Origin of the sequence: Mycobacterium dioxanotrophicus, from assembly GCF_002157835.1 — a bacterium.
In the GTDB taxonomy this organism is placed as follows: domain Bacteria; phylum Actinomycetota; class Actinomycetes; order Mycobacteriales; family Mycobacteriaceae; genus Mycobacterium; species Mycobacterium dioxanotrophicus.
Genome location: NZ_CP020809.1, coordinates 2005173 through 2031763, shown reverse-complemented (window position 1 = coordinate 2031763; position 26591 = coordinate 2005173). Strand labels below are relative to the sequence as shown.

At 66.0% G+C, this 26591-nt stretch carries 29 protein-coding genes and 5 pseudogenes; 16 read left to right on the top strand and 18 right to left on the bottom strand.

What is annotated here, in order from left to right:
• Positions 1-45 precede the first annotated feature (45 nt).
• A complete protein-coding gene (locus tag BTO20_RS09810; RefSeq protein ID WP_087075405.1) occupies positions 46-687 on the bottom strand; it encodes a phage major capsid protein in 642 nt (213 codons plus the stop codon).
• Positions 671-1040, bottom strand: a pseudogene (locus BTO20_RS09805) (transposase); the annotation flags it as partial. The pseudogene BTO20_RS09805 and the gene BTO20_RS09810, both read right to left, overlap by 17 nt.
• Before the next feature lie 169 nt (positions 1041-1209).
• Between BTO20_RS09805 and BTO20_RS40375 the strand changes: the two are divergent.
• The 4 genes and pseudogenes from BTO20_RS40375 to BTO20_RS09790 form a co-directional block, all read left to right on the top strand.
• A pseudogene (locus BTO20_RS40375) lies at positions 1210-1272 on the top strand (hypothetical protein); the annotation flags it as partial.
• Between the two features lie 436 nt (positions 1273-1708).
• Complete coding sequence (locus tag BTO20_RS40370; protein ID WP_232491097.1) at positions 1709-2197, top strand: Mu transposase domain-containing protein; 489 nt, start codon at positions 1709-1711, stop codon at positions 2195-2197.
• 376 nt (positions 2198-2573) lie between these two features.
• A pseudogene (gene istB, locus BTO20_RS09795) lies at positions 2574-3360 on the top strand (IS21-like element helper ATPase IstB).
• Positions 3350-3649, top strand: coding sequence for a hypothetical protein (locus tag BTO20_RS09790; RefSeq protein ID WP_087072533.1), 300 nt, complete (start codon positions 3350-3352; stop codon positions 3647-3649). The pseudogene istB and the gene BTO20_RS09790 overlap by 11 nt, the downstream one beginning before the upstream one ends.
• A 145-nt stretch (positions 3650-3794) precedes the next feature.
• On the opposite strand, the pseudogene BTO20_RS09785 reads toward BTO20_RS09790, so the two are convergent.
• Positions 3795-5149 (bottom strand): annotated as a pseudogene (locus BTO20_RS09785) (IS256 family transposase).
• A gap of 145 nt (positions 5150-5294) precedes the next feature.
• On the opposite strand from BTO20_RS09785, the pseudogene BTO20_RS09780 reads away from it, so the two are divergent.
• Positions 5295-5575: pseudogene (locus BTO20_RS09780) on the top strand (IS110 family transposase); the annotation flags it as partial.
• A gap of 285 nt (positions 5576-5860) precedes the next feature.
• Here the strand turns inward: BTO20_RS09780 and BTO20_RS09775 are convergent.
• From BTO20_RS09775 to BTO20_RS09765, 3 genes are all read right to left on the bottom strand, one after another.
• Positions 5861-6397, bottom strand: coding sequence for a hypothetical protein (locus tag BTO20_RS09775; protein WP_087075403.1), 537 nt, complete (start codon positions 6395-6397; stop codon positions 5861-5863).
• A 112-nt stretch (positions 6398-6509) separates the two neighbouring features.
• Positions 6510-7487, bottom strand: coding sequence for a hypothetical protein (locus BTO20_RS09770; protein ID WP_198344315.1), 978 nt, complete (start codon positions 7485-7487; stop codon positions 6510-6512).
• A 662-nt stretch (positions 7488-8149) separates the two neighbouring features.
• Positions 8150-8380: a hypothetical protein gene (locus BTO20_RS09765; RefSeq protein WP_157680175.1), complete on the bottom strand. Its 231-nt coding sequence runs from the start codon at positions 8378-8380 to the stop codon at positions 8150-8152.
• Positions 8381-8626: 246 nt separating this feature from the next.
• Here BTO20_RS09765 and BTO20_RS09760 point away from each other — a divergent pair, with 246 nt between their 5' ends.
• Positions 8627-8893, top strand: a complete 267-nt coding sequence (locus BTO20_RS09760) for a hypothetical protein (protein ID WP_157680174.1) — start codon at positions 8627-8629, stop codon at positions 8891-8893.
• A gap of 18 nt (positions 8894-8911) precedes the next feature.
• Here the strand turns inward: BTO20_RS09760 and BTO20_RS09755 are convergent, their stop codons facing one another.
• From BTO20_RS09755 to BTO20_RS09745, 3 genes are all read right to left on the bottom strand, one after another.
• Positions 8912-9472: a cadmium resistance transporter gene (locus tag BTO20_RS09755; RefSeq protein WP_087081876.1), complete on the bottom strand. Its 561-nt coding sequence runs from the start codon at positions 9470-9472 to the stop codon at positions 8912-8914.
• A gap of 65 nt (positions 9473-9537) precedes the next feature.
• Positions 9538-9789, bottom strand: a complete 252-nt coding sequence (locus BTO20_RS09750) for a hypothetical protein (protein WP_232491096.1) — start codon at positions 9787-9789, stop codon at positions 9538-9540.
• 194 nt (positions 9790-9983) lie between these two features.
• Positions 9984-10547, bottom strand: a complete 564-nt coding sequence (locus BTO20_RS09745) for a PadR family transcriptional regulator (protein ID WP_087081874.1) — start codon at positions 10545-10547, stop codon at positions 9984-9986.
• Between the two features lie 116 nt (positions 10548-10663).
• Between BTO20_RS09745 and BTO20_RS09740 the strand changes: the two genes are divergently transcribed.
• Genes BTO20_RS09740 through BTO20_RS09715 form a run of 6 tightly spaced genes read left to right on the top strand, consistent with a single transcriptional unit; the run spans position 10664 to position 15420 of the window.
• A complete protein-coding gene (locus BTO20_RS09740; protein ID WP_087075393.1) occupies positions 10664-11074 on the top strand; it encodes a nuclear transport factor 2 family protein in 411 nt (136 codons plus the stop codon).
• Positions 11075-11100: 26 nt separating this feature from the next.
• Positions 11101-12144, top strand: a complete 1044-nt coding sequence (locus BTO20_RS09735; protein ID WP_087075391.1) for an LLM class F420-dependent oxidoreductase — start codon at positions 11101-11103, stop codon at positions 12142-12144.
• A gap of 46 nt (positions 12145-12190) precedes the next feature.
• Complete coding sequence (locus BTO20_RS09730) at positions 12191-12460, top strand: hypothetical protein (RefSeq protein WP_087075389.1); 270 nt, start codon at positions 12191-12193, stop codon at positions 12458-12460.
• Positions 12461-12462: 2 nt separating this feature from the next.
• Positions 12463-13350, top strand: a complete 888-nt coding sequence (locus BTO20_RS09725; protein ID WP_087075387.1) for a GlcNAc-transferase family protein — start codon at positions 12463-12465, stop codon at positions 13348-13350.
• Positions 13347-13955, top strand: a complete 609-nt coding sequence (locus BTO20_RS09720; RefSeq protein WP_087075385.1) for a 2OG-Fe(II) oxygenase — start codon at positions 13347-13349, stop codon at positions 13953-13955. The genes BTO20_RS09725 and BTO20_RS09720 overlap by 4 nt, the downstream gene beginning before the upstream one ends.
• A gap of 37 nt (positions 13956-13992) precedes the next feature.
• Positions 13993-15420 carry an MFS transporter gene (locus BTO20_RS09715; RefSeq protein WP_087075383.1) on the top strand — a complete coding sequence of 476 codons (1428 nt, stop codon included), beginning with the start codon at positions 13993-13995 and terminating at the stop codon, positions 15418-15420.
• A 4-nt stretch (positions 15421-15424) separates the two neighbouring features.
• Here the strand turns inward: BTO20_RS09715 and BTO20_RS09710 are convergent, their stop codons facing one another.
• Positions 15425-16318, bottom strand: a complete 894-nt coding sequence (locus BTO20_RS09710) for an LLM class flavin-dependent oxidoreductase (RefSeq protein WP_087075381.1) — start codon at positions 16316-16318, stop codon at positions 15425-15427.
• 1 nt (position 16319) lies between these two features.
• Positions 16320-17462 carry a TDT family transporter gene (locus BTO20_RS09705; RefSeq protein WP_087075379.1) on the bottom strand — a complete coding sequence of 381 codons (1143 nt, stop codon included), beginning with the start codon at positions 17460-17462 and terminating at the stop codon, positions 16320-16322.
• A gap of 105 nt (positions 17463-17567) precedes the next feature.
• On the opposite strand from BTO20_RS09705, the gene BTO20_RS09700 reads away from it, so the two are divergent.
• Genes BTO20_RS09700 through BTO20_RS09690 form a run of 3 tightly spaced genes read left to right on the top strand, consistent with a single transcriptional unit; the run spans position 17568 to position 20433 of the window.
• Positions 17568-18875 (top strand): sensor histidine kinase, encoded by a 1308-nt coding sequence (locus BTO20_RS09700; RefSeq protein ID WP_198344314.1) that lies wholly within the window; start codon positions 17568-17570, stop codon positions 18873-18875.
• Positions 18863-19507: a response regulator transcription factor gene (locus tag BTO20_RS09695; protein ID WP_083166485.1), complete on the top strand. Its 645-nt coding sequence runs from the start codon at positions 18863-18865 to the stop codon at positions 19505-19507. Before BTO20_RS09700 ends, BTO20_RS09695 begins: the two co-directional genes overlap by 13 nt.
• 41 nt (positions 19508-19548) lie before the next feature.
• Positions 19549-20433: a DUF4097 family beta strand repeat-containing protein gene (locus BTO20_RS09690; RefSeq protein WP_087075377.1), complete on the top strand. Its 885-nt coding sequence runs from the start codon at positions 19549-19551 to the stop codon at positions 20431-20433.
• Positions 20434-20452: 19 nt separating this feature from the next.
• On the opposite strand, the gene BTO20_RS09685 is transcribed toward BTO20_RS09690, so the two are convergent.
• Positions 20453-20977 (bottom strand): GNAT family N-acetyltransferase, encoded by a 525-nt coding sequence (locus tag BTO20_RS09685; protein ID WP_198344313.1) that lies wholly within the window; start codon positions 20975-20977, stop codon positions 20453-20455.
• 55 nt (positions 20978-21032) lie between these two features.
• Between BTO20_RS09685 and BTO20_RS09680 the strand changes: the two genes are divergently transcribed.
• Complete coding sequence (locus tag BTO20_RS09680) at positions 21033-21416, top strand: VOC family protein (RefSeq protein ID WP_087075374.1); 384 nt, start codon at positions 21033-21035, stop codon at positions 21414-21416.
• 9 nt (positions 21417-21425) lie between these two features.
• Here BTO20_RS09680 and BTO20_RS09675 read toward each other — a convergent pair whose 3' ends face one another.
• The 6 genes from BTO20_RS09675 to cysC are packed head-to-tail and all read right to left on the bottom strand — an operon-like array spanning position 21426 to position 26574.
• Positions 21426-21896, bottom strand: coding sequence for an Rrf2 family transcriptional regulator (locus BTO20_RS09675; protein ID WP_087075371.1), 471 nt, complete (start codon positions 21894-21896; stop codon positions 21426-21428).
• 19 nt (positions 21897-21915) lie between these two features.
• On the bottom strand, positions 21916-22581 hold the full coding sequence (locus BTO20_RS09670; protein WP_087075369.1) for a pyridoxamine 5'-phosphate oxidase family protein: 666 nt from the start codon (positions 22579-22581) through the stop codon (positions 21916-21918).
• Between the two features lie 6 nt (positions 22582-22587).
• Positions 22588-23184 (bottom strand): cysteine hydrolase family protein, encoded by a 597-nt coding sequence (locus tag BTO20_RS09665; RefSeq protein ID WP_087075366.1) that lies wholly within the window; start codon positions 23182-23184, stop codon positions 22588-22590.
• A gap of 28 nt (positions 23185-23212) precedes the next feature.
• Positions 23213-23947 (bottom strand): hypothetical protein, encoded by a 735-nt coding sequence (locus BTO20_RS09660; protein WP_087075364.1) that lies wholly within the window; start codon positions 23945-23947, stop codon positions 23213-23215.
• Between the two features lie 54 nt (positions 23948-24001).
• The gene (locus BTO20_RS09655; protein WP_087075362.1) at positions 24002-24733 is read right to left on the bottom strand and encodes a 3'(2'),5'-bisphosphate nucleotidase CysQ; all 732 of its coding nucleotides are present in this window, start codon (positions 24731-24733) and stop codon (positions 24002-24004) included.
• Positions 24730-26574 (bottom strand): adenylyl-sulfate kinase, encoded by a 1845-nt coding sequence (gene cysC, locus BTO20_RS09650; RefSeq protein ID WP_087075360.1) that lies wholly within the window; start codon positions 26572-26574, stop codon positions 24730-24732. The genes BTO20_RS09655 and cysC overlap by 4 nt, the downstream gene beginning before the upstream one ends.
• Between the last annotated feature and the right edge of the window lie 17 nt (positions 26575-26591).

Here is a 26591-nt window from a genome sequence, read left to right as displayed (position 1 = left end):
CCCGTCCCGGCGAGAGTGTGCCGGTGCGCCGCTCGCTCTTTCGTGTTATGCGCCGAGTCCGATGCGGACGATGCTGGCGGGGTGAGGCCAGCCGAATCCGACGCGCAGCACGGCGCGCACACAGGTCTGGTCGCTGATGACCTTGGCGGAGCGGTCCACCTCGACGCTGGCGGGCAACCGCAGCACCACGAAGGAGGTGGCGCGGGGCAGACCCCAAATGTGGTTGGGTGCGCAGCCGGGGGCGGAGTACAGCGGAACACCCAGTACCGACTTTTTGGTGGGGCTGGTGGCGTCGGTACCCAGAAGTGGCCTAGCACTGTCGGTTTGGTCCTTGTGCTGCATCAGGGTGAGCACAGTGTCGGGGTGCGCCACCCAGCCTCCGATGGCTTGCCCGACGATTTCAGACTTGGAGATGGCTTCGGCGAACGCATCGAGGTTGGTGATGATGCCGCCGCCGACGGTGGTGACCCCGGCCAGTGCTTCGAGCCCGTCGGGCCCGTTGACAACGCTCGAGCCGAAGAACGCGGCGTCGAGCCGGGTGCGCAAATCACGAACCAGACCGTCGCCGACCACCTGCAATGCCGAGGGGTCGCTGTCGTCGACCAGTTCATTGGACAGAACCGTCAAGCCTGCAAGCTTTTTCGGGACGACAGTCAGTTCTTCGACGTCGCTATCGGACGGGGTGATTTCTGCACCTTCGGGGCCAGTCGCGGAGTAGCCGTAACCGGCGGCGGCGTCCGGATCTGATGATGCGCCCGGCGACGCTGAGCAGTCTCAGTCGCAGGCGTTTGGGTTCCCAGCGTCGTACCGGGTGCCCGGTGAAGGCCAGGGTTTGGGTCCAGACCAGCAGGTCGGCCGCGAGCAGGGTGATCTCCAGCCAGATCTGGTTGTGGGCGAACCCGTGAAACGGCCACGTTGCGCAGGCCGGTGTCTTTGAGGTTGCGGATGCGGTCCTCGGCGCGGGCCCGCTGGCGGTGGCGGACCTCCAAATCGGGGATCGACCAGCCGACGGTGTTGGTGGCAAAGCAGGTGATCCGCCAATGATGGCGCTAAGTGAAAGTGCTCAGTCTCGCTAATTGAAAGTGCCCAGTTGGCAGCGGTGGTTCGGCGTGTCGTCGGACTGCTTGTCGGGGTTCTGCTCATCGTCAGCGGAGTTGTGTTTCCGCTGATGAATGGGAGGGCCGTCGTTTGCTGTCGCTGGAGGGTGATGTGGAAGCGCATGCGCTTCGGGAGCAGGGTTGGTCGATATCGGCGATCGCTCGCCATCTCGGGATCAATCGCCGAACCGTTCGGGCCTATCTGGCTGGGGAACGAGTACCCGGGCAACGCCAACGCTCTGAACCGCTGGTGATCGATCCGTTCGTCGAGTACTGCCGGATCCGCCTGGCTGACGATCCGCACCTGTGGGCCTCAACCCTGTTCGACGAACTCGTCGAGCTAGGTTTTACCGGCTCGTATCCGTCGCTGACCCTGGCAATCCGAAACCTGGGGCTGCGACCGCATTGCGAGCCGTGTCAGTCGGTCAAGGGCCGCGACGTCGCGGTCATCGATCATCCGCCCGGGTCGAGACTCAGTGGGACTGGGTCGAGCTGCCCGATCCACCAGCATCGTGGGCGGCTGACCGGCATGCCCACCTGCTGGTCGGGGCGTTGGCCCATTCGAGCCGCTGGCGCGGGCGCTGGCCCCGGCCGAGGACTTCGCGCACGTCGTGGAAGCGATCGAGGCGGTCAGCATCCGGTTGGGTGGGGTCACCCAGCGGTGGCGGTTCGACCGGATGGCCACGGTATGTCATCCCGAATCGGGCCGGATCACCGCGGCGTTCGCCGGGGTGGCCAAACACTACGCTGTCGCCGTCGATGTGTGCCCGCCACGACGGGGCAACCGCAAGGGTGTGGTGGAGAAGTCCAATCACGCTGCCGCCCAACGCTGGTGGCGCACCGTCACCGACGACACCACGATCGAGCAAGCCCAGGCGTCGCTGGACCGGCTGTGCGTGAAGCTCGACGGGCGCCGCCGGCGCCGCGACGGGCAGGCCACCACCGTCGGCGCCCTGGCCGATGCCGAACCACTACGGTCACTGCCGACGGGTTCGTATCCGGCCGAGTTGACCGAACACCGCATCGTCACTCCACAAGCGTTGGTGTCCTGGCGGGGCAATCAGTACTCGGTGCCGCCGGGGCTGGCCGGGCCACGGTGACCGTCACCCACCGCCTGGGCTCTGACACCGTGCAATTGACCACGGCATCGGAGCCGTTGTTGCCGCGCACCGCCGCGCGGTCGACGGCAGCGGCGCGGTGGTGCGCGATGCCGGTCACGTCGTCGCGCTCGAACAGGCAGTGCTATCGGGGTTCTCGACGGCCAGGCCTTGCACTCATAAGACCCGGCGACCGCCCTCGGTGGCCGCCGTTGCCGAGGCCGCGCGGCTGCGTGGTGCCCGGCGAACGATCCCGCCCAGAAGGTAGTGATCGATCTGGCCGTCTATGCGGCGACCGCAGCACGGCTATCCGTTGTTCCCCAACACCATCCAACCGAACAGAACCAGGAGTAACCCCTTGAGCAAAACCGTCCCACAGATGAGCGAAGCCCGCCGATACCAACAACTCCGGGCACATCTGTCCTATCTGAAACTCGGCGACGCAGCCGAAGCGCTACCCCGCATCCTCGATGCCGCCCGCGCCGAAAACCTGTCCCTGACCGCCGCTTTGGAGCGGCTGTTGGAGATCGAGGTCAACGCCACCGAAGCCCGCCGGCTGACCTCACGGTTGCGGTTCGCCTGTCTGCCCGAACCCTGGACCATGGCCGATTTCGATTTCGCCGCCCAGCCCGGGGTCGACGCCAAACTGATCAACGACCTGGCCAGTCTGCGCTTCCTCGACGACGCGGCCAACGTGCTGTTCGTCGGCCCACCCGGGGTCGGCAAGACCATGCTGGCCGTCGCGTTGGCCCGCGGCGCGGTCGAGGCCGGCCACCGGGTGTATTTCACCACCGCCGCCGACCTGGCGGCCCGCTGCCACAAAGCCGCCCTGGAAGGCCGCTGGCACACCTGCATGCGGTTCTTCGCCGGACCGAAACTGTTGGTGATTGACGAACTTGGCTACCTTCCGCTGCCCGGCGATGGGCATCCGCGTTGTTCCAGGTGATCAACCAACGGTATCTGAAGTCGAGTACGATTCTGACAACCAATGTTGGATCGCTGACTGGGCAACCGCTTTCGGAGACGCCACCGTCGCAGCCGCCATGTTGGACAGGCTACTGCACCGCGCCACCGTGGTCGGTATCGACGGACCCAGCTACCGGCTGCGCAACCACCAAGCCACCGCCGAAACGATGCGTAAGGCGGTCGCCGCCCATGTCAGCTGAGACCCGTTCCTGCCAAGCCTGCTGGACCGAATTCACCGCCACCACACCGACCAAGATCTACTGCTCAGACCGCTGCCGCAAACACGCCTGGGAGCAACGCAAACACAGCGACACCGCCGCCACCGTCACCGAGGCCCGGCCACCCGCCCCACAGCCGGCCGCCACCCGTTCCTGCCCGCATTGCGGCGAACCCATCACCATCGTCGCTTTGCTGACCACTCCAGAAGCTGCCCGCCCCAGCACCCCCGGCGACGGCACAATCGTTCCCCTGCAACGACGAACCTGCTAACCTTAGCCACTCAAGCCAACTGGGCAATTTCGCTTAGCATCTCTGGGCAGTCTTCTTTAGCGCCATCACCAACCGTTGTCGTCGGTCAGGAGCGTGTCAAGTTTTCTGTGTAGATCGGATTGTCTGAAACCTTCGGTTGTGGTGGTTACAGATACCGTTCAATGCGGTCTGGGTAGACCAGGGTGAGTTGTTCGAGTGCCTTCTTCCAGTTGGTGACGACCTGGCCTTCGACGAGTCGTCCTGGGGCTGTTCGGCAGCGTTTCTGACCGCGTTCCTTGGCGCGCTCGGCGGCACGTTTGTCTTCGATGTTGCAGATCGCCAGCCAGAGCAACTTCACGACTGAGGCGTCGTTGGGGAATTGGCCGCGGTTCTTGGTGACCTTGCGCAGTTGGTAGTTCAGCGATTCGATCGAGTTGGTCGTGTAGATCACCCGGCGGAGATCGGGCGGGAACGCCAGAAACGGGATGAACTGCTCCCAGGCCCGTTCGAAAGCCTTTGTCACCGTGGGGTTTTTCTTCCCCAACTCCGATCCGGCGAACGCATCCAACTCCGCCCGAGCGGCATCGGCGTCGGGTGCGGTGTAGATCGGTTTGAGTGCGGCGGCCACGGCTTTGCGGTCGCTGTAGGACACGAACCGCAGCGCGTTGCGGATCAGATGCACCACACACGTCTGCACCGCGGCCTGCGACCAGGTCGCCGCGATCGCCTCGGGGAACCCGGTCAGCCCGTCGCAGCACACGATCAGCACGTCTTTGATGCCGCGGTTGGCCAGATCGGCGCACACCGCCGCCCAAAACGCCGCCCCTTCGTTGGGCTGGACCCAGATCCCCAGAACATGCTTGATCCCGGCCATATCCACGCCCACGGCGATGTGAGCGGCCTTATTGCGGGTGTGGCCGCCGTCTTTGACCTTGACGATGATCGCGTCGAGGTAGATCACCGGGTAGATCGAGTCGAGCGGGCGGCGCTGCCAGGCCAGCACCTCATCGGAAATCTCGTCGACGATCTTGGAGATCGTCTCATGCGACACCTGGGTTCCGATCGTGGACTCCAGGTGAAATTGAATGTCGCGCAACGTCATTCCACCGGCATACAGCGAAATGATCATGTCATCGAGCCCGCCGGTACGACGCTGCCCTTTGGGTACCAGCCGTGGGGTGAACGAGCCATCCCGATCGCGCGGGACGTCCAGGGGCACCGGGCCGGCTTCGCTGATCACCGTCTTGGGTGAGCTGCCGTTGCGGGCATTCGGTAGCGACCGGCCGGCCGGATCACCCTTCTCATAGCCCAGGTGATCGGTCAGCTCGGCGGCCAGGCCGCGTTCGAGGGCCAGTTTGATCAGGCCGGGCAGCAAGCCACCCTCCCCGGTCAGCGCGACCTCGCCGGTATCGATCTGAGCCAGCAGATCATCGACTGCCCCGAGGCCCGCAGCGCCTCAGCCATCTCCACCGTGGAGCCAGCCTCAGCCAGCGTCACATCCACGTCCTTGCCATCCGTCACGTTCTGAGATCCTTCCGTTAGGACCTACACAGAACATCTGACACCCCCTCGGTCAGGCGTAGCTGCGCTCCGGGATGAGGGCGTTCATGGCGGGCGATGACCCGCATGCCCTCGGGCCAGCCCCGCAACGTGTCGGGCAGATAACGGGTCAGGCCGCAAACGCGCCGTACTGGCCCGCCACATCCGCAACAAACGCCTCTACGACTCCATCGACGCCTGGGCGTTCTGCACGATCACACGCAGCCCGGGAGCCCGCGCCTACTACGACGCACGCCGCGCTGCCGACGACCTACACCACCAAGCCCTACGCGCACTGGGAATCCGTCTCATCGGGATCCTCCACGGCTGCCTACGCCACACACCCACTACGACGAACACACAGCATGGTCGCACCGCCAAAACACCGCCACCACCGACGCCGCTTGACAACTTACGCACCTGGGATGTCTAACCCGCCGCCGGATTTTCCGTTGAGCTACAGCAACATTCACCCGGAGAGTCCGATCACGACGTTTCAGTACGGGACGTCACCCACTTCTCGTGCGAGCGGGAAATCTCAAGCGGCTCACCGAAATCACGGCTAATGATGCCTTCACCGGTACGCGGTGTTGCTTGCGACTACGGGCTCAATCACCTGGATTTCGGGTTTCGCGTTACTCGTCGAAGCGGCGACGAACGATTCGTGAGCGCGATGTGACGGTTGGGCTGGGGTCAGTATTTCCAGCGGCTGATCACGTATTCCACCTGGTATTGAAGAGTACCGGTGGTGTGGCTGGTGTCGAACGCCAGCTTGTAGGCGTAATGCTGGTTGGGCGCGAAGACCGGAGGAATTTGTGAGTCGGCGCAGATGTAAGTAGCGCTGCTGGTCAGGCCGGTTTGGGTGATTCCGTCTGGCCCGATGATCGACCAGCCGGCACCGCCGTACGGTGACAGGATTCCGCGGGCATTGCCTGCCGTGAATGCGGGGGCGGTCTGGACGTCGAGGCCGACGAGTAGCAGATGTCCGTGGGTGGACGGGATGGTGGGCCCGGGGCAGAGGCCGTCGACCACGATTGATGTCACTGCGTAGTTCAGTGTCGGGATGTTGGTGACGCGCTGACCGAGTTGGAAAACGGCGGGCGGGACCGCGGTGGTGGGTGGTGCCGCTGCTGGCCCTTCGGCGTCGGCGGAAGGTGCCGGCGGTGGTGGTGTTGTACATGCCGCGAGCATCGCGGCGGTGAGGGCGAATCCGACGATGGGTCGGAACATGTTCGCCAAGGTAAAAACTCCGGGTTTGGAGAAGCGTTGCATCGGCGTTCGCCTCGGTTCGTGGGTAGTTGTGTGGTAAGAGCGCGGCCGTGGCGTTCGCCCTGGCGCCTGTCTAGAAGCTGTTGGGCTGTGAGGGGTTTGGCCAGTGCTCGTCTTTAAGGAATAGGTGTTCGATATTCATGGGGACGGCGCCGCCGCCTGTCACATAGGCCAGTCCGAGCACATGGGGATCGGAGCCGTCAGGGTTGGTAGGCAGTTGGAACACGAGGTCGCCTTCTTGGATGACGGTGCCGGTGCTATCGAACCGCAGCGGTTTGAAATAGGTTCCGGTGCCTTCGAGTTGGTCACCGTCCCAGAACGTGGAGAAGCCCGACCAGTACCCGCCGACTTGAACGACGTCCCCGACAGCGTTCGGTGGCACGGCCCAATAGCGCTTTCCATCTCGGATGACCGGATAGACGGAATCGCCTACCTCGACGGTCTTTTGAGGTGGCTTCCAATTCTGCGACAGCCTTGGCGAGTCGACGATGAGCCGTAGTGGTGTTGGGGAGTTGATGGAGATGTTGACCGGGTGATCGGTGCTGTTGTAGATGCGCGGGCGGATTTTGTACTGCATCTGTGTGGGGTCGGTGGTTCCGGTCACTGCACTATAGACGGCGCCGGTGCACCAGTAGACGACACAGATTTCGACGTCCGGAACGGATGCGGTTTCTTTTGCGTCGCTTCCGCATCCGGTCTTCTTCGGGTCTGGTGGGACGACGACGGTGGTGACCGGCGGTGCGGGCGGTTGCGGGGTAGCTGTCGTCTGCGGTGGTGGTGATTCGAAGATGAAGAATGCCACGCCGCTCAACACGAGAACAACGACCAGCGCAGCGGAAAGCGGTGTGCGCCAGGGAATAGGTTTCCCGTTCCGTAGTCCGGTGAGTGTCACAATGCAGGCGCCAGCAACGATGACGGCAACCACGCGGCCCAGGCCGAATTTGTCTACCCACGATGCAGCGTCCGTTGCGAAACCCACGAGGCCGACGGCGAACACTATGCCGGCAGTAATCGCGGCTCCAGCGCGAAGGCGCCTGTGATTCCCACCCATCGGTGAAGTGTCTCATTGAGGCACCACGGGCAGGCCGGTTTGCTGTGGTTATGGTTCCGTGTCCGGTGCGGCGGTGGTCGCATTCACCCCGCGGCTTTGCGACTAGCCGCGCTCCACAGCGCAACGTCGATGGGTCGGAGCAGGCTGACGTGCGGCGGGACGACTTGACAGTTTCTGAGATTGCACGGCGTCGCGAGTCGTCGGCCGGCATGGTGGCGGGGCGGACCGAATTGGGGCGGTTGGGCGACGATCGGTAGCGGTGTGTTCGCGCCGTCGACGCCGGTTACCGCGGTGCTTCGCGAAGACGAAATACATCTGTTCGCAGTCGGAACCGACGGATCCGTCTACAGCGCCTGATGGGGACAGACCGGCGGCTGGCGCGACTGGCAGCCTGCCGGCGCAGGGCTGTTTGCCCAACTGACCCCGCTCACCGCCGTCGCTCGCGGCACCAACCTGGATCTGTTCGGCGTCGGCACCGACGGCGGCCTCTACACCGCCTGGTGGCGAGCCGGCACAGCGGGTTGGGAGGGATGGAACGAGGTCGGCGGGGCCCAGTTCACCCAGGGAACCCACATCGCCGCGGTCACCCACGACGACACCGATGTCGACCTGTTCGCCGTCGACCCGAACGGCCATGTGCTCACCGCATGGTTGAACGTCCCCTAAGGCCGCCTCGCGGCCGGGAACCGGCGGTGCAGTTCATCGATCAATCGATGCTCGTGGTAGAGCTCGTGCCGTAGGTCTGCCGCTGCCCGTCGGTGGTGCGAGCTGACGCCGGCGTGCGTGCGGGCAAGCCGGCGTTCAGCTGCTTCGAGCTTCGATGAGGTGTCGCTCACCTGCTCCCACAGCGCGGCCAGCAGAACGCGGGCCTGGGCGGTGTTTGCGTCGTCCACGCCTCGCATCGTCGCATTCTTGCCCGGGTCTCGCGACTCGGGTGGCATCGACCCCGAGCCAGCACCGATGACACCAATTGTTTGCTGTAACAACAATTCCGCGACTTGTTTTGCTCCTTTCCGCCACGCCGAGAGGGATGTCAATCCAGACCGGAGAAGAGTAGGCTCCATTACCGCGACCAGGCGCGAATTCCCGCGGAACACCTGGCCGGGGTCGGACTGGCTGTGAACGAGGTGGCGCCACCCATGAATCTCAAGCGAATATTTGCCAAAGCTGCTATCGCCGGAGGGCTTTGCATCGCCGCCCTGGGCCTGAGCACTGGTGTCGGGCATGCCGCGCCCGCGTCGCAGGACCTGTCGACGACCACGTTCGTGCAGGGCTGGGGCTGGGGCCACCACGGCTGGGGACCCGGCTGGGGACAACCCTGGTACTGGGGTCCGCCGCCACCTCCGCCTCCGCCTCCTTGGGGCTACCCGGCCTATGCGGGCTGGGGTGGTGGTTGGGGCTGCTGACGGACGCCCGTCGTCACGTCACAACCCGAACGCGTTGCCCTCGAAGAGGATCCATAGCCCGATGCCGATGAGGACCACGGGCAGGATGATGTGCCCCCATCGCGACATCGCTGTCGCGATGGCGGGCCTGCCGGCGAGGTAGCAGCCCGCAGCACACCAGATCGCGACGCCGACGAGGAACACCGCGACGTAGCCGACCATGCTGCCGATGCCCGCGACCGCGAACACCGGCACGTAGACGCCGATGTTGTCACCACCATTGGCGAAGGTCACCACCGCGACGTGAACGACGCCTGCGCCGTCGTCTCGATCGACGTCCTGGTCACGGTCGTGTCGCGAACGCCACGCCAACCAGCCCGCGCGGATACCGAGGGCGACCGGGAGCAGCCCAAGGTACGGGACGGCACCGTCGGGCAGGAGTGTCGCACCGAGAGCGCCGAGCACCGAGACGGCGACGATCGCGCCGAAGCCCAGGTACTGGCCGGCGACGACGCGCCACACCGCCGACCGTCTGCCCGCGGCCCGGCCGAAGAACACCGTCAGCATCACCATGTCGTCGACATTGGTGACGGCGAACATCGCGGCGGCTTGTCCGACAAGTGCCAGTCCCACCGCCGCGAGACTAGAGCACTCTCACCCGGCGATCAGTGCGGTACCGCGAAACCTTCCGGTGTCGTGAAGGTGAACGGCGGTGTCGCCACCGATGTTTCGGGCGACTTTTCTGCCGTCGTCTGGGTGACGGTCTGGCCGGTCGTCATCGCGGGCTCCGACTGCATCTGCACGCCGCCGGACGCACCGCTCGCGAGCAGCCCGAGAGCGCCCATCGCCACTACTGCCGCCAGGCCGACACCGGCTGAAACGGTCTTGAGTCGTCTGTGATTGTTTTTCAATTCCACCTCTGACCACCCCACTTGGTCTCGGGTAACTCCGCCCGGGTTGAGCGGGTCCTAACAACTGCAATCAACGGTTCACAGCAGTTATTCCGGGATTCCCCAACTTTTTCGATCCGAAACCACAGCGACCTGGTGCGAAACAGCCAGCAATGGGCCAGTTTTCGCATGTCAAACGGGCATTTGACGGCAGCAGACCACTATCGGAGGGCGTTGATTCTCCGCTCGATGGCGGCCACGGTGTGCTCGGCCCATCGAATGTTCTCCTGCTCGAACGAGATTCCCCGCAGCAGGGTCAGGTAGGGACCCACCCGCTCGGCCTCGTTGAGGTACCGCTCCTCAGTGCGCCCGTCCAGCAGAACAGCCCGTCCCCGTTCGTAGCGAGCAAGTTTCGCTGTCGCGCGTTGCGCGAATTCGGCAACCAGTTCGCGCACCGCGGCGGCGTCACCGGCATCCAACGCCGCCACCTTGACCAGTAGTTCATCGCGCAGCATCGAGGGTTTCGGCGGCGTGGCAGTGAACTGCCTCAGCACGGCTCGGCCGGCGTCGGTCAGGGAGTACATCCGCTTGTTGGGGCGCCGGTCCTGCTGGACCACGCGGGCCTGGATCAGCCCGTCCTCGGCCAACCGGTCGAGTTCGCGGTAAAGCTGCTGGGGCGTGGCCATCCAGAAGTTGGCCACCGAGGCGTCGAACGCCTTGGCCAGGTCGTAGCCCGACGATTCGCCGTCGAGCAGGGCGGCGAGCACCGCATCACGAAGCGCCACGCCCGGATCGTACAACATGAATAGTCACTAAATTGACCAGTCAGCCTCTAGACATCCAGGACATGCGTCGTTACCGTGGCTCTAATATTCAACAAATTGACTATGTGAGGTGTGGGATGCATCCGTTCCGTCAGGCCGTCGAAGCCCGCGATGAAGAGGCCATGGCGGCCCTCCTGGCCGACGACGTGGTGTTCACCAGCCCCGTGGCCTTCAAGCCCTACCCCGGCAAACCGATCACCGCCGCGATCCTGCGCGGGGTCATGCGGGTGTTCGAGGATTTCCACTACATCCGCGAGATCGCCGACGCAGGCGGCCGGGATCACGCCCTGGTGTTCGAGGCGAACGTGGCAGGCAAGAAGGTCACCGGGTGCGACTTCCTGCACATGAACGACGACGGCCTGATCGAGGACTTCATGGTGATGGTGCGGCCACTGTCGGGCGCCCAGGCGTTGTCCGAGGCGATGGCCGCGCAGTTCGGCCGCATCCAGGCCGAGGCCCTCGACGAGATCAGCGCCAAGCAGGCCTAGCCGCGACGAGACAGAGGACTCCCATCATGCGCATCGGTTTGGGCATCAACTACGCCGGCGGATTCAAGGACGTCGCGGCCGAGGTCGCCGACCTGGAATCCGCCGGCATCGACATTGTCTTTGTGCCAGAAGCATATTCGTTCGACGCAGTCAGTGCGCTCGGTTATCTGGCCGCCTGCACCGAGCGGGTTCAACTGGCTTCGGGCATCCTGCAGATCTACACCCGCACGCCCACGCTGACCGCGATGACGGCCGCCGGGCTGGACTACGTGTCCGACGGCAGATTCATCCTGGGCCTGGGCGCTTCTGGACCACAGGTCATCGAAGGCTTCCACGGCGTGCCCTACGACGCGCCGATCGCCCGCACCCGCGAGATCATCGACATCTGCCGCCGCGTGTGGCGCCGTGAAGCTCTCGAATTCGAAGGTGAGCACTACACCATCCCGCTCCCGGCTGACCGGGGCACGGGCCTGGGCAAATCCCTGAAACTCATCAATCACCCAGTCCGCGAACGTATCCCGATCCTGTTGGCCGCCTTGGGACCGAAGAATGTCGAGCTGGCGGCCGAAGCGGCCGAGGGTTGGCAGCCGATCTTCTATCTGCCTGAGAAAGCCGGAGAAGTCTGGGGTGACGCGCTGGCCGCCGGGCAGGCCAAACGCGATCCCGCGCTCGGTCCGCTCGAGGTCTACGCGAGCCCCGTGCTCGCCATCGGTGACGACGTCGAGCCGCTGCGGGAATTCGTCAAACCCCATGTGGCGCTGTACATCGGCGGCATGGGCGCCAAGGAGAAGAACTTCTATCACCGCCTGGCGACCCGCTATGGCTATGGCGCGCAAGCCGATCGCATCCAAGAGCTCTACCTGGCCGGTGAGAAGGACGCGGCGGCCAAAGCCGTTCCCGACGAACTCATCCGGGACATCTCCCTGATCGGCCCCGCCGGGTTCGTCAAGGAACGCGTGCAGGCCTTCCGGGAGTCGGGCGTGACGGTCCTCAACGTCGTCCCGATCGCTGCGACGACCGCCGACCGGGTCAAGCTCATCGAGCAGCTGCGCGACCTCACAAACGAGTAGTCCACTACTCAATCCACCGGGCCTACGGCGGCCTAGCGTTTCGCACATGCCATCCGAACAGCACGTCATCGATCAGGTGATCGCCACCTACGGCCCGGTCCTCAATCTCGCCGAGCGTCCCGAGGCGCTCATCGAGATCATGCGCCGTTACGTCCTGGACGATCTCGACGGAGGACTCCCGGGCGGAACACCCCCGCCCCCTCCGCCGGATCCGTGCCGGGTCCTGGAGGAGGTCACGCTCAACGAGGTGATGCGCCAGCTGCTCAAGGTCAGCCGCGACGTCGCCGCGCTCAACAAACGACTCGACGCGCGCTAGCCATGTCAGGCCTGCCGCGGATCTACGTGCAGATCCCTGCGTATCGCGACACCGAGCTACCCAAGACGCTGCTGGACCTGTACGGCAAGGCCGCCGCGCCGGAACGGTTGCGTACGTGTGTGATCTGGCAGCATGCGCCGCACGAGTCGCTGCCGCGCGAGGTGTGGGAGTTGCCCGGCATCGAGATCGTCGACATCGACGCCGACCGCAGCCGTGGCTGCAACTGGGCCCGCTCCATGGCCCAACAACGTTGGCAGGACGAGGAATACACCCTCATCATCGACTCGCACCACCGGTTCGCCCGCGGCTGGGACGACGCGGCGATCGCGATGCACCGGCAGCTGCGCGACCAGGGCGTCCGTAAACCGTTGCTGACGGCCTACTTACCGGCTTACGACCCGCAACGCGAACCCGGGGCACGGCGCAAACGGCCGTACCGGATCATCCCCTACGGCAGAGACCGCGGCATCCTCACCAAACTGGCCAGCACACCCATACCGTGGTGGACCAGCCTCACCGAACCCGTGGTCGCCGACTTCGTGTCACTGCACTTCATCTTCACCGCAGGGGAATTCAACCGAGACATCCGGTTCAGCCCCCGCATCTACTTCTTCGGTGACGAGGTGGTGACGAGCGTCCGGGCGTACACCCACGGATACGACCTGTATCACCCGCACCGCATCCTGGGCTGGCATTGCTTCGACCGTGCCGGCCGGGTCCCGCACTGGAACGATCACCCGGACTGGCACCAGCAGCACGAGCGATCACTGTCGGTGATGCGCCGCTTCTTCGCCGGTGACTACATCGACGACGTGCTCGTCCTGGGCACCGAACGCACCGTAGCCGAGTTCGAAAACCACACTCTCACACCGCTGGTCGCCCTTCGATGAGCACACTCGCGCAGCGCCTGGAGCACGACCGCATCGCGTGGGACGACAATTTCCTCTCCCCGCAGGACTGTGCGGCGTTCGTCGAAGGACTTCAGTTCGCGTTGTGGCGGCGTAGTTCGGTGGTGTCACGCGCGCCTGCCGGCCAGCTGAAATCCTTTCAATCGCCGCGGCGGACCAGCCAATCGACCACGCAGTACTGGTTTCCCGACGACCTGCGGCCACGGCTGGCCGACCTGGAGTCGGCGGTGTGCACGGCGCTCGGCGTCGAAGCGGCGCGCCTCGAATACTGGCAGGCGTTGCGCTACGGCTACCGCACCGGCTTCAAACGCCACCACGACGCTGGGTTGTTCGCGACCGAGCCGGGCGGTGAACGCGCCACCACCGTGCTGCTCTACCTGCACTCGCCCGACGAAGGCGGAAGCACCTGGTTTCCCAACCTTCACCTCAGCGTGGCCGCCCGCGCGGGTCGCCTGCTGGCCTGGAAGAACCTGGCACCGGACGGGTCTCCGGATCCGGTGATGGATCATGTGGCGCGACAGGTACGTAAGGGCCGCAAGATCGCCCTGACGACATGGGCCAGAGTGAACCACGGGGCGCGTCAATAACGCTGCACGCGCAGGTCGCCGCACCTACGATGCGATCGTGAGCCAGCCCCCGGTCGCCACATCGCCCGACGCGGGCGGCACCGCGCTCTCGCAGCGCCAGATCGTGTTCATGATTGCCGCTCTGGTCGCGTCGGTGATCTCCTTCCAGCTCAACGCCACCATGGTGGCGCCGGCCTACCACGCCATCACCAGCGAACTGGGTCCCAATGCGTTCGTGGCGATGTCGACGTACTTCTACCTCGCCGGGGCCATCGCCAACGTGGTGCTGATCCGCTTCAGCGACTACATCGGCCGAAAACGCGTGCTGCTCGCCATCATGATCGTGCTGTGCATCGGCACGGTGCTGTGCATCGTGTCCACCTCGCTGCCGCTGTTCGTCCTCGGCCGGGCCCTGCAGGGTGGGTCGAACATCACCTTCGGGCTGGCCTTCCTCATCATGCGTGAGCGCCTCAGCGGCCCGATGTTCGGCGTGTGCTGCGGCGTGATCTCCTCGATCAACGGCGGCGTGGCCGGTGGCGACGCCCTGCTGGGCGGGCTGATGGTCGATCATCTCGGCTTCCGGTCGATATTCGTACTGATCCTCGTGGTCGGGCTGCTCGGGCTCGGATTCGCCTGGAAATCAGTGCCTTCCGACGACCCCGGCAGCCGCTCGCCGGGCCGGATGGACTGGCTGGGTGCGGCGCTCATCTCACTGACGGTGGCGGGCATCAATCTGTTCTTCGGCGCAGGCGGTCACCAGGGCTGGACGTCGCGGCCCGCGCTGATCTGGATCACCGTGGCCGTGCTCGCCTTGATCGCGCTCGTCATCGTCGACAGCCGGGTGGCGCATCCGCTGATGGCCATCAAACACATGCGCTCGCGTGAGGCGTGGCCGCTGATCATCGTGACGATCCTGGTGATGGGTTCCTTCATGGTGGTCACCGGCTTCCTGGTACCTGCGCTGGCCGAGGACACCGATTCCGGTTTCGGCCACAACGCCACTATGACGGCACTGCTGTTCCTCACACCGGCGTCGATCGTCCAGGTCATCGCCGGCCCATTCGTGGGCCGACTCGCGGTCCGCATCGGGTTCGTCACCGTACTGCGTGCGGGGATCGTGTCCTCCGTTGCGGTTACCGCGCTGCTGGCGGTTTTTGCCAAGCAGGAGAACATCTTCATCGGACTGATGGTGCTCTACGGGCTGGCGTTCAACGCCGTGCTGTTGACGGCGATGAGCTCGCTGGGCGTCATTCAGGCTTCCGACGAGGAGCCGGGCGCCCTGCCGGGCATCGCCAATGCCAGCTACGGCATCGGGGCGTCACTCGGATTCGCCTGGGCCGGGCCGATAGTCGGGTCGGGCACAGACACGACCTTCCAGCACGCGTTCTGGGTCTGCATGGCCATCGGTGCGGTCGCGCTGGTCTTCAGCGTCGTCCTCAAACCCAAACCGGGCCCGTTGGTGGCGACGGTGGGGTTGTCGCACTAGGGGCTCAGGTGAAGTCGCTCACCACCTCGGCCGCTCGGTGCACCTGGTCGAGATCGGAGCTGGTCGGGATCAGGTGCACCTCATCGGTGCCGATGGCCGCGAATCGCTGCAACGTGTCTGCCAGTTCGTCCTGCGAACCGGACCAGCCCGTGGTCGGGGCGATGGCGTCGACGTATTCGGTGGGAATCCAGTTCATGTAGCGGCGCAGATGACGACGCACCTGGTCGCGGGCGGCGTCGGCGGGTCCCACGGCGAACCAGAATGACGTCGCCAGATGTGGTGCCGGTTTGCCGGCCCGTGCCCAGGAGCCACGGGCGACGTCGAACAACTGGTTCTGCTTACCGGTATCGAGATCCATTGTGATGCCTGCCAATCCGTCGGCCCACGATGCCGCACTGCGCACGGTCCTCGGCCCGATCGTCCCCACCAACAGTGACGGACCACCTGCTCGCACCGGCGCCGGGCCTACCGGCAACACCGAATCGGTGATCTTCTCCCCCGCCCAAACCCGGCGCATGATCTCGACCCGCTCGGCCATTCCGCGCATAGTCTGAGTCTTGGGGTCCGCACCCACCGCGTGATAATCCTCGTGTCTGCCGCCGATTCCGATGCCCACGGTCAGTCGCCCGCCGCTGAGAAGATCGCCGGTGGCCAAGGCCTTTGCGCACAGCACCGGGTCGTGCAGCTGCGGCACGATCACGGTGGTGACCAGCTGCACCCGATCGGTCCACGCTGCCAGCGCACCCAGCAACGTGAGGCTGTCGGGGTTGTCGAACGCAATGCGTTCACCCCAACACAGCGACGAGAACGGCCCCTCGTCCACAGTCCTGGCCCACGACTTGAGCAGTGCGGTGTCAAGATCCGGCTCCATCACCGGCATGGTCATCCCGACCCGCATGTCAGCGCACCGGATCCTTGTACGCTTTGACCGGCCCGGTGGCCGGCGGCGGCTGGAACAGGTTGCCGCGCAGGCTGCCCCGCGTGGTGCGCACCGCGACCAGGCACCAGGTGAACAGCAACCCGGCGTAAGCGATTACGGCGGCAACCTTGAACGCTGGAAGATGGGTGTGTACCGCCAGTTGCGTGGTTCCCGTGACGAACGTGCCGACGGGGAACGTCAGGCTCCACCACGTCAGCGCGAATGGCATGCCCCGGCGCAGCGTACGCACCGTCAGTCCGGTGGCCAAGGCGATCCACAACACTGCGAAGCCCCACATCGGAACCCCGAACAGAACGCTGAAAACACCGAAGCCGGCCGCGATCTCACGGTCGACGGCCAACTCGGCATTGGTGCCCAGGAGCCCGGCGGCGGTGATGGACTGGCCGACCGGCCCCAACACGATCCACAGCGTGGGGACCCGCGCGGTGCCCGAGGTGCCGTAGTGGGTGAGCCGGCTCCAGATCATCGCGATGATCAGCAGTGCGGCCACCAAGGACAGCCCGAACATCGCAAAACAGCCGTAGAGCATGGTGGCCCGGCCGGTCCCGGGGACCATGTGCGGGATCAGCAGGGCACCGGTGGCCGCCGACACCATCGGTGGCACCACCGGCATCAGCCAACCGCCGAACGCGGCATCGGGCTCGACATTGTGCTGGGTGAACATCAGATACGGAATGCTGACGGCCGTGAACAAGCCGCCGAGGGTTCCCGCGGTCCACAGCACCCAGCACAGGTCGACCGCAATCCGTTCGCCGATCAGATCGCGGCCCACCAGGACGGCGCCTGAGCCGACCGTCATCAGCGCCATGGGCGCGGCCCCGTAGAAGTGCGCCATCTGCGGGTTGCGCGCGTGGGTACGAGCCACCGTCGGGTGCCGCAGCCAGTGCCCACCGACCAACGCGATGAGGACGATCAGCAGCACTGCGGCGATGATCCACACCACCTCGGCAAAGGCGCGCAGCCCGGTGAACTGGATCGGCAGCGTGGCCGCCGCCGTCGCCACGATGCCGGTTCCCATCACCGAGGCGAACCAGTTCGGGCCGATGTTGCCCAACACCTCGACACGCGACCGAGGTTCATCGGGGGTTGACGATGTGGCCATGGCGGCACCCTACGTCTTGGCTGGGGCGGAACCGGGGGATATCCCCCACCCGGTTCGCGGGAAAACGCTGTGTCGCCGAGGCCGACAACTTCGTAGGTTGAAGGCATGGTCGCAATCAGCGAAACGGGTCCACCCGTCGTTCCCGCACCCGCCCGGCCCCGCACGCTGCCGCGCAACATCGGCGTGACGCCGACGGCATCGATGATCACCGGCGCCGCGGTGGCACTGGTGTGGTCCTGGATTCCCTTGTCGGTCATGGTCATCGGTATCTCGTCGATCCCGTCCCTGGTCGGCTTCGCGCTCGCGGCTGTGGTGTTCATCTATCTGATGCGCGGGGTCGAATGGGTGGAACGTGCCCGCAGCGAGGCGGTTTTCGGCCTACGCATCGGTGTTCCGCCGCGACGGCTCTCCCCCTACACCGGGTTTCAGGGTTGGGCGCATCAACTTTGGCTCGACATCAGTGGCACGCGATTCTGGAAGGCCGTGGCCCAGCATTTCCTGCGGATGGTCTACGACCTGCTCGCCACGGGCCTGGCCTTCGGATTGCTGGCCTTCGCCTTCCTGGGCCCGGCGGCCTCGATCGCCATCCGGCACAGTGACGACAGGGCCGGCCTGGTGTTCATCTCGCCACCGATCGCGTGGCTGCTGGCCATCATCGCGTTCACCGTCGCGGTGGCCGTGCTGGTGTTCGCGCCCGCACTGGATGCCGCGATCGATCGGTGGTTGTTGTCGCCGTCACCGACCGCGGCGTTGCAGTATCAGGTCAGTGCGCTGGCCGATGCGCGGGAAGGGGCGGTGTCCTCGGCACAGACCGAAAGGCACCGTATCGAACGCGATCTGCACGACAGTGTGCAACCGCGGCTGGTGTCCCTGGCGATGACGATCGGGCTGGCCCAGACCAAGCTGGACACCGATCTGCCTGCCGCCAAGGCCTTGATCTCCGAGGCGCACGATGACGCCAAGAACGCTCTGGTGGAGTTGCGCAACGTGGTGCGCGGCATCGCACCGACCATCCTGGCCGATCGCGGGCTGGACGCCGCCCTGTCCTCGGTGGTGCAGCGCGCCGAAACCTCGGGTGTGCCAACGACGTTGCACGTCGAACTGCCGCAGCGGTTGCCCGACGAGATCGAATCGGTGGCGTACTTCGTCGTTGCCGAGGCCTTGACCAACATCGCCAAGCACGCCGACGCGACCCAGGCGGTGGTGACGGTGCGGTGGGACCCGTCGGCGAATGTGTTGCATGTGTCGGTGTTCGACGACGGTGCGGGCGGCGCGGTGATCGGCACCGACGAGAACGCCACGGGCCTGCGGGGTCTGGACGAACGGGTGCGGGCGGCCGGTGGATCGTTCGGGGTGTCCAGCCCGGTCACCGGACCCACGATCGTCACGGCGGTGCTGCCATGCGCATCGTGATCGCCGAGGACTCCGCCCTGCTGCGTGCCGGTATCGAGCGGATTCTCGCCGACGCCGGGCACGAGGTCGTGGCGGGCGTGCCCGACGCCACCAACCTGCTGCGTCTGGTCAACGACAAGCGTCCGGACCTGGCCATCGTCGACGTACGCATGCCACCCACGTTCACCGACGAGGGCATCCGTGCGGCGGCTCTGTTACGCAAGCAGAACCCCGACTCCGCGGTGCTGGTGCTGTCTCACTATGTCGAGGAGCGTTACGCCGCCGACCTGATCACCTCGGACACAAAAGGTTTCGGGTATCTGCTCAAAGACCGGGTCGCCGACGTACCGGCCTTTCTCGATGCGGTCACGGTGGTGGGCGGCGGCGGCACGGTGCTCGATCCCGAGGTGGTGTCACAGATCTTGGTGCGTTCTCACCGGCGCAGCGCGCTGGACCAACTGACTCCACGTGAACACGACGTGCTGCAACTCATGGCAGAGGGCAGGACCAACTCGGCCATCGCCGGCGCGCTGCACATCTCGGTCGGCTCGGCCGAGAAGCACATCGCCTCGATCTTCACCAAACTCGACCTGGCTCCCGACGAGAGCGAGAACCGCCGCGTGCTGGCCGTGCTCCGCTATCTCGAGTCGTAGCCCTACGTCGTCAAATACATACCCCGGGAAGGACTTCCACCGTGCAGACCCTCACGCCCCCACCGATACGCGCGCAGCCGCCACAGCTGTCCTCGGGCGGGCGCACCGCCTTGCGCCTGACCCTGATCACCATCGCCGCACTGGTGGTCGCCACGACCGTGGCCGCGCTGGGCGTGACCGCGTGGGGCGTCAGCGCGCTGCGGGTCATCACCGACAGCCAGGCGCTGCCGTCGACCATGCGTGCCCTGGTGATCGACACCGCGCGTATCCCCGTCGCGATCCGCATCACCGCGGACCGCGAAACCCGTGAACCCAAAGCCGATCTGCGCCTGCTCAACACCACGCACAGCGGAGCCCACCAGCTGTCGGTGAGCACCGTCGGCGGCGAAACCCGCGTCACCATCGCGGGTAACCCCGGTCCGATGCTGGCATGGGCCCGTGGCGGCGAGATCACCGTCGCGCTGCCGCCCGATCAGGCGCGCCGGTTGACCGTGCGTACCCAGCAGGAGTTCGGCGCCGTCATCGCACAGGCCGACCTGGACCAGCTGGAAGCCCGCACCAACGACGGCGAGATCATCCTGCTCGGCGGTGCACGGCGGATCGAGGTGCACACCGTGGACGGTTCGGTCACCACTCGCGACCCCATCGCGGTGTCCGAGCAGTTCATCGCGAGCACATCCGACGGCGACGTCACCGTCGACTTCCGCGACACCGCGCCGCGCAGCGTCGAGGCCATCACCCGCAACGGCGATGTCGCGATCGGGCTCCCCGAACGCGGACCATACCTGGTGCGCACCCAGACCAGCGGTTCGACCGATGTGCAGGTGCCCGAGACCAACAGCCCGGACACCGCGGTCGCCCAGATCACCGCCCGCTCCTCCGACGGCGACGTGGTGGTGCAGCAGCTCTCGCTGCGCAACCGCTGAGTACGAGACCGACGGCCCGCTACCGCAACGCTTTTCCGAACAGCAGCACGTCCTGGGGTTCTTCGCTGATATTCGGGAACATCGAGTAGCGGGCCAGCCGGCCCTCAAGCGCCAGACCGCACCGGCGCAGCACCCCGGCCGACGCGGCATTGTCGACATGGCAGAACGCCGACACCCGATACACCGCGGTATCGCGCACGATCTCGTCCAGCAGCACCGCGACCGCCTCCGACATCAGCCCCGGCCCCCACCAGTCGCGCGCCAGGCAGTAGCCCAGCTCGACCTCGTGCGGCTGGCGGTATCGGCGGGCGGCCAGGCCGACGGCTTCGCCGTCCACCTCGATCAACCGCGTTATCTCCTTGTCCGCGTTGAACAACGACGTGATCACTCGCCGCGTCTCGGCCACGTCGGGATGCGGCCGCCAGGCCAGGTACCGCGTCACCTCCGGGTCGGAGGAGATGCGGGTGAACATCGCCTCGGCGTCGGTCACGGCCGGAGCCCGTAGCCGAACCCGCGGTCCGGTCAGCGTCGGTACCTCGGCCATCCCCATATCCTGCACCGTTGCCGACGGTATCGACGCACGGGTTTACTGGATCTACATGGCCATCACTTTCAACCACACCATCGTCGCCGCCAGGGACCGCGCGGAGTCGGCGACCTTCTTCACCGACCTGTTCGGTCTTCCCAGCGCCAAAGAATTCGGCCACTTCCTGGCTGTGACGCTCAACCACGGCGTCAGCCTCGACTACGCCCAGGTGGGTCCCGAAGAAGATATTCGGCCGCAGCACTACGCGTTCCTGGTCTCCGAGGACGAGTTCGACGCGATCTACGGCCGCATCCGCGAACGCGGGCTGCAGCACTGGGCGGACCCACGGGCCGCGCGACCCGGCGAGATCAACCACAACGACGGCGGCCGCGGGGTGTACTTCCAGGACCCCTCCGGGCATTACCTGGAGATCATCACCCGGCCGTACGGCGGCTGAGCTTCTCGGCTAGCCGTGACCCCGCTGCGCCTCTTGACTGATATAGGCCCCGGCCAGCTTCACGACGTGGCCCGGCAACGCGCCGCTGGCTACGTCGGCCAGGCTGGTCTCCTCCAGCACCGACCTCATGCTGGCCCGCAATGCTCGCCACACGTCGGTGAGCGCAGCGGTCGGACCCGAGTACGGCAGATCCCCCAACCCGATGTCGCGGACGCTGGCCAGCGGGCCGTCGATACAGCGCAACACGTCGGCGATGCTGATCGCGTCGGCCGGCCGGGCCAGCTCGTAGCCACCGTCACGGCCGCGGTGGCTGCGGACCAGACGGTCGGTCCGTAGATCGGACAAGATATCGACCAGGAACTGCGCCGGGATGCCCTGCGCTTTGGCCAGATCATCGGTTTTGACCAGGTCGCCCTCGCCGACGGTGGCCAGTTCGACCATGGCGCGGACGGCGTACTCCGCCTTCGCCGACATCCGCATGGTGTGGATTCTGCCAGCGCTACCGCGGGGCCGTGTTGCGCAGGGCACCCGTCATCGCGCGTACCGACGGCGGCACGGGAGTTCCCGGCGCGACATCCGGGGCGGTTTGCGGCGAGCCGTACTGCGTCGTCAACGGCACCACCCCGGCCCAGGCGCCCGCGGCGACGTCCTCCGGCGGGTCCTCGGGCCACCCGTCGCTGATCTTCAATGACCAGTTGTCGACACCGATGGGCAGCCGCAACGCCAGCGTCGCGGCAAGTTCCTTGGCGGTGCTGTCCCGCAGTTCGGCGACGCGGCCCGGCACGAACGTATCGGTCAAGATCTGCAGGTAGGCGGTCTTGTCCTCAACGGCGATGCGCTCGAACGTCCCGAACACCACCGCACTGCGGTAGGCGAACGACGACTCGAATGCGCTGCGCGCCACGGTCACCCCGTCCAGCGCGGTGACCGACACCGCGACCGACGCACCACCTGCCAACGCCCGCATCCAGGGCGACCCGGTCGAACCATGAATGACCAGATCGTCGCCGATGCGGGCGAATCCGATCGGGAACACCACGGGATGACCGGCGCGCACGAGGGCGACGGTCGCCAGCGGTGTGCTGTCGAGCAGCTGGTCGAGCCGGCCGCGGGATGTGCTCTGCAGCTCGGCGAGCCGGGTCACCCTGGTGTCGGGACGCGTCATGGCGGGCTAGTCAGGGATGTCTGCGGTGCCGGGCACCACGACCGCGACCAGATCCGCGAGGCCGGCAAGGCTTGCCGCCTGCAACGCCGCTGCCGGTACCGCCTGACCGTCCGGGCCTGCCAGACTGCGGGTGGCGGTCGCGGCGGCCACGACCGTCGGCGCATACCCGAGGCTGAATGCGCCGCGGGCGGTGGAGTTGACGCACATGTGGGTCATGAAGCCGGCGAGGACCAGGTTCGACGCGCCGAGGGCCTTGAGCCGCTCGTCAAGCTCGGTCTGCACGAACGAGTTCGGGAACTGCTTGACCACCACTGGCTCGTCACCGCGGGGCGCGACGGCGTCGACGATCGCGCCGCTCTCCCCCTCGATGTCGTACAGCGAGCCAGGACCGTCGGAGTGCTGGATGTGGATGATCGGAATGCCGGCGGTGCGGGCGCGTTCGAGCAGTGCGGCTGTCTCGTCGAGCGCGGCTTGGACACCTTCGAGCTCCATGACCCCTTGCGTGTAGGTCTTCTGGCAGTCGATGAGGACCAGGGCGGAATCGGCGAGGCGAACGGGTTCGACGGGCAGGCTGGCAAGTTCGCGCAGAGTGGGGCGGGTCATCGGGCCAGCGTAGTAGCCCGGGGCGGCGTCAGAGCCGCTTTTCGTACGCGTCAAGGCCGGCGAGCAGTGCCGGGCTGTCGTGGTAATCGCGGCGAGCCTGCGCGATGAACTCGGCATTCTCGTCGTCGTCGCGCTGGGCACCCATCTCGGTCGGGTACCGCTGAGCGGGATCGGCCGGTGGTGCCCACCGGAGACCGTGGGCGCGCACGAATGCGTTCACCGCGGCGAATTGACGCAGCTGCGGCTCGACTTCGCTGAGATGGCCGCCGTAGATCTCCTGCGGCACTGTGGCGTCCCCGAATGCCGCCTGCAGTGATGCTTCCGCCGGCCCGGCCGCCGCGATGGCATCCCAGATCGGTTGTGCGATCAAGGCGAAGACGAGGTTGGCGCCGTCGAGGACCACCAGCGGCAGGACCTCGAGATCCTCGCCGTCGTAGGGCGGCGACAACGACCACGACGACTCGATGGCACCGAGCACTTGCTCAAGGTCTAATTCGTCGGTGAACTCGACAGGATCTTCCAGTGGATGCATGCGCGCCGTGAACCGCCCGCTGCGGCTCAGCCGGGAGAAGTATTCGTAGACCAGTTGGGTATTGCGATCTTCCGTCAGTCCCCAGAGCATGCCGTAGCCGCTGTAATCACCTGAAACACCCAGCGCGACGGGTTCGTAACCCGCCGGGGTGCACCGCAGGATGACCGCGGTGGCACCGACGAAATCGACGCTGACGCCGGTCAGCATGCAGCGGCAGTCGTAGAAGCCCATGCCGGAATCCTGACACGGCCCGCACAGGGTTCGGCGCGGCAATTTCGGCGCGAATTACCCCGCGGTGACGCCCAGTACGCGCTCGGCCAACTCGGGGCGGCACACCACGAGATCGGGCAGCTTGGGATCGGCCGAGTTGTAGACCAGCGGCGAGCCGTCGATGCGCGACGTGTGCAGCCCGGCGGCCCGCGCCACGGCGACCGGTGCGGCCGAATCCCATTCATACTGCCCGCCGGCGTGCACGTACACATCGGCGACGCCGCGGATGACGGCGGCGACTTTGGCTCCGGCCGAACCCATTTCGACCAACGTGCCGTCCAGCGCGTCACGCACCGCAAGCGCCACAGCCGGTGGCCGGGTACGCGACACGACCACCCGGGGCGGGCCGTCGAACGTGCGCGGCGCGGCTACCTCGGGCGTGGACAGGGTGGTGTTCTGGGCGGGCAGCGCCACGGCGCCGGCAACCAATTCGCCCGCCTGCCACAGCGCCACGTGGACAGCCCAATCGTCACGGCCGAGTTCGGAGAACTCCCGGGTGCCGTCGAGCGGGTCGACGATCCACACCCGGTCGGCGCTCAGTCGCACCGGATCATCCACCCCCTCTTCGGACAACACCGCGTCGCCCGGACGCTGCACGGCCAGCTCCGCCATCAGGAAGTCGTGGGACTGCTTGTCCCCGGCTGCTTTTCGCTCCTCGACCGTGGCGTCAGCGAAGTCGGCACGAACATCGAGCAGCAGCTCCCCCGCACGGGTGGCCAGCCGCTCCGCGAGCTCGTGGTCGTTCATCGGCCGCCTTCCAACAAGTCGATGACCGACTGTGCCAGCTCGTCCGGGCTGCGGTCCGGGGTCAGCCGCAGGTCGGGGTTCTTGGGCCGCTGGTACGGGCTGTCGATCCCGGTGAAGTGCGTGATCTCACCGGCGCGGGCTTTGGCATAGAGCCCCTTGGGATCTCGCCGTTCGCAGTCCTCCATCGGGGTGTCACAGAACACCTCGAAGAAGTCCAGCCCCGCCTCGGTGGCGACCTTGCGCGCCAACGCACGATGCTCCTCGAGCGGGCTGATGGCGGGCACCAGGACGACCTGGCCGGAGTCTGCGAGGATGGCGGCGATGTGGGCGAGCCTGCGCTGGTTCTCCGCGCGGTCGGCCATCGAGAAGCCCAGATCCGCATTCAACCCGTGGCGCAGATTGTCCCCGTCGAGAACGTAAGCGGGGATGCCCTTTTCGAGGAGCTTCTGCTCGACCAGCATCGCCACCGACGATTTGCCCGACCCGGACAGTCCGGTGAACCAGACGGTGCGGCCCTTCGACAGCCGATCCTCAGCGGTGCACAGCGACTGGTGCCGCACCGTGTTGGGGCTCGCGGTCTCGTTGCGGGTGTCACGCAAGACCATACCCGCGGCGACCGTGCCGTTGGTGTTGGGATCGATCAGGATGAACGACCCGGTGGCGGCGTTGCGGCTGTACTCGTCGAGCAACAGCGGCACCTGTGTGCGCAACGAGATGCGGCCCAGCTCATTGAGTTTGAGCGCGGTCGCGGACTTGTCGCGGTGCAGGGTGTTGACGTCGAGGCGATAGTCGAGGCCGACCACCTTGGCCCGCGTGGTGCGGGTGGTGTGCTTGACCAGGTACTCGCGGCCCGGCTCCAACGATGCGTCGTCGGCCATCCAGCACACGGTGGCGTCGAAATCCTGCACCACGCGCGGCTGGTTGTTCGGCCGCGCGATCATGTCGCCGCGAGAGATGTCGATGTCGTCGGACAGGCTGATCGACACGGCCATCGGCGGGAACGCCTCGTCGAGGACGCCCGACGGACCTTCGATCTCGGTGATCCGGGTGGACTTACCGGTGGGCAACACCACGACGTCGTCGCCGGTGCGCAGCACGCCGCTGGCGACCGTGCCCGCATAGCTGCGGTGATCGGCATGCTCGTGCGTCTGCGGCCGGATCACGTACTGCACCGGGAAACGGACGTCCACGAGGTTGCGGTCACCGGCGATGTAGACGTCTTCCAGATGACTCAGCAGCGCCGGACCCTCGTACCACGGCGTGATGTCGGATTTGGTCACCACGTTGTCGCCGTTGAGCGCCGACATCGGAATGGTGGTGACGTCATGGACGTCCAACCTGGCGGCGAACGCATGGAACTCGTCGCGGATGGCCTCGAATTTCTCCTGGTCCCAATCGATCAGGTCCATCTTGTTGACCGCGAGCACGATGTGCTGGATGCCCAGCAGCGACGCCAGGAAGGCGTGTCTGCGGGACTGCTCGAGCAGTCCGTGGCGCGCGTCGACCAGCACGATGACCAGCTGGGCGGTGGAAGCTCCGGTCACCATGTTGCGGGTGTACTGGATGTGCCCCGGGGTGTCGGCGATGATGAATTTGCGCTTGGCCGTGGCGAAGTAGCGGTATGCCACGTCGATGGTGATGCCCTGCTCACGCTCGGCGCGCAGGCCGTCGGTGACCAGTGCCAGGTCGGTGTAGTCGTGGCCGCGTTCCTTGGAGGTGCGCTCGACGGCGGCGAGCTGGTCCTCCATGACGGCCTTGCTGTCGTAGAGCAGCCGGCCGATCAGCGTGGACTTGCCGTCGTCGACCGAGCCTGCGGTGGCAAGGCGAAGAAGAGTCGCCATAGTCAGATCCCCCGTCG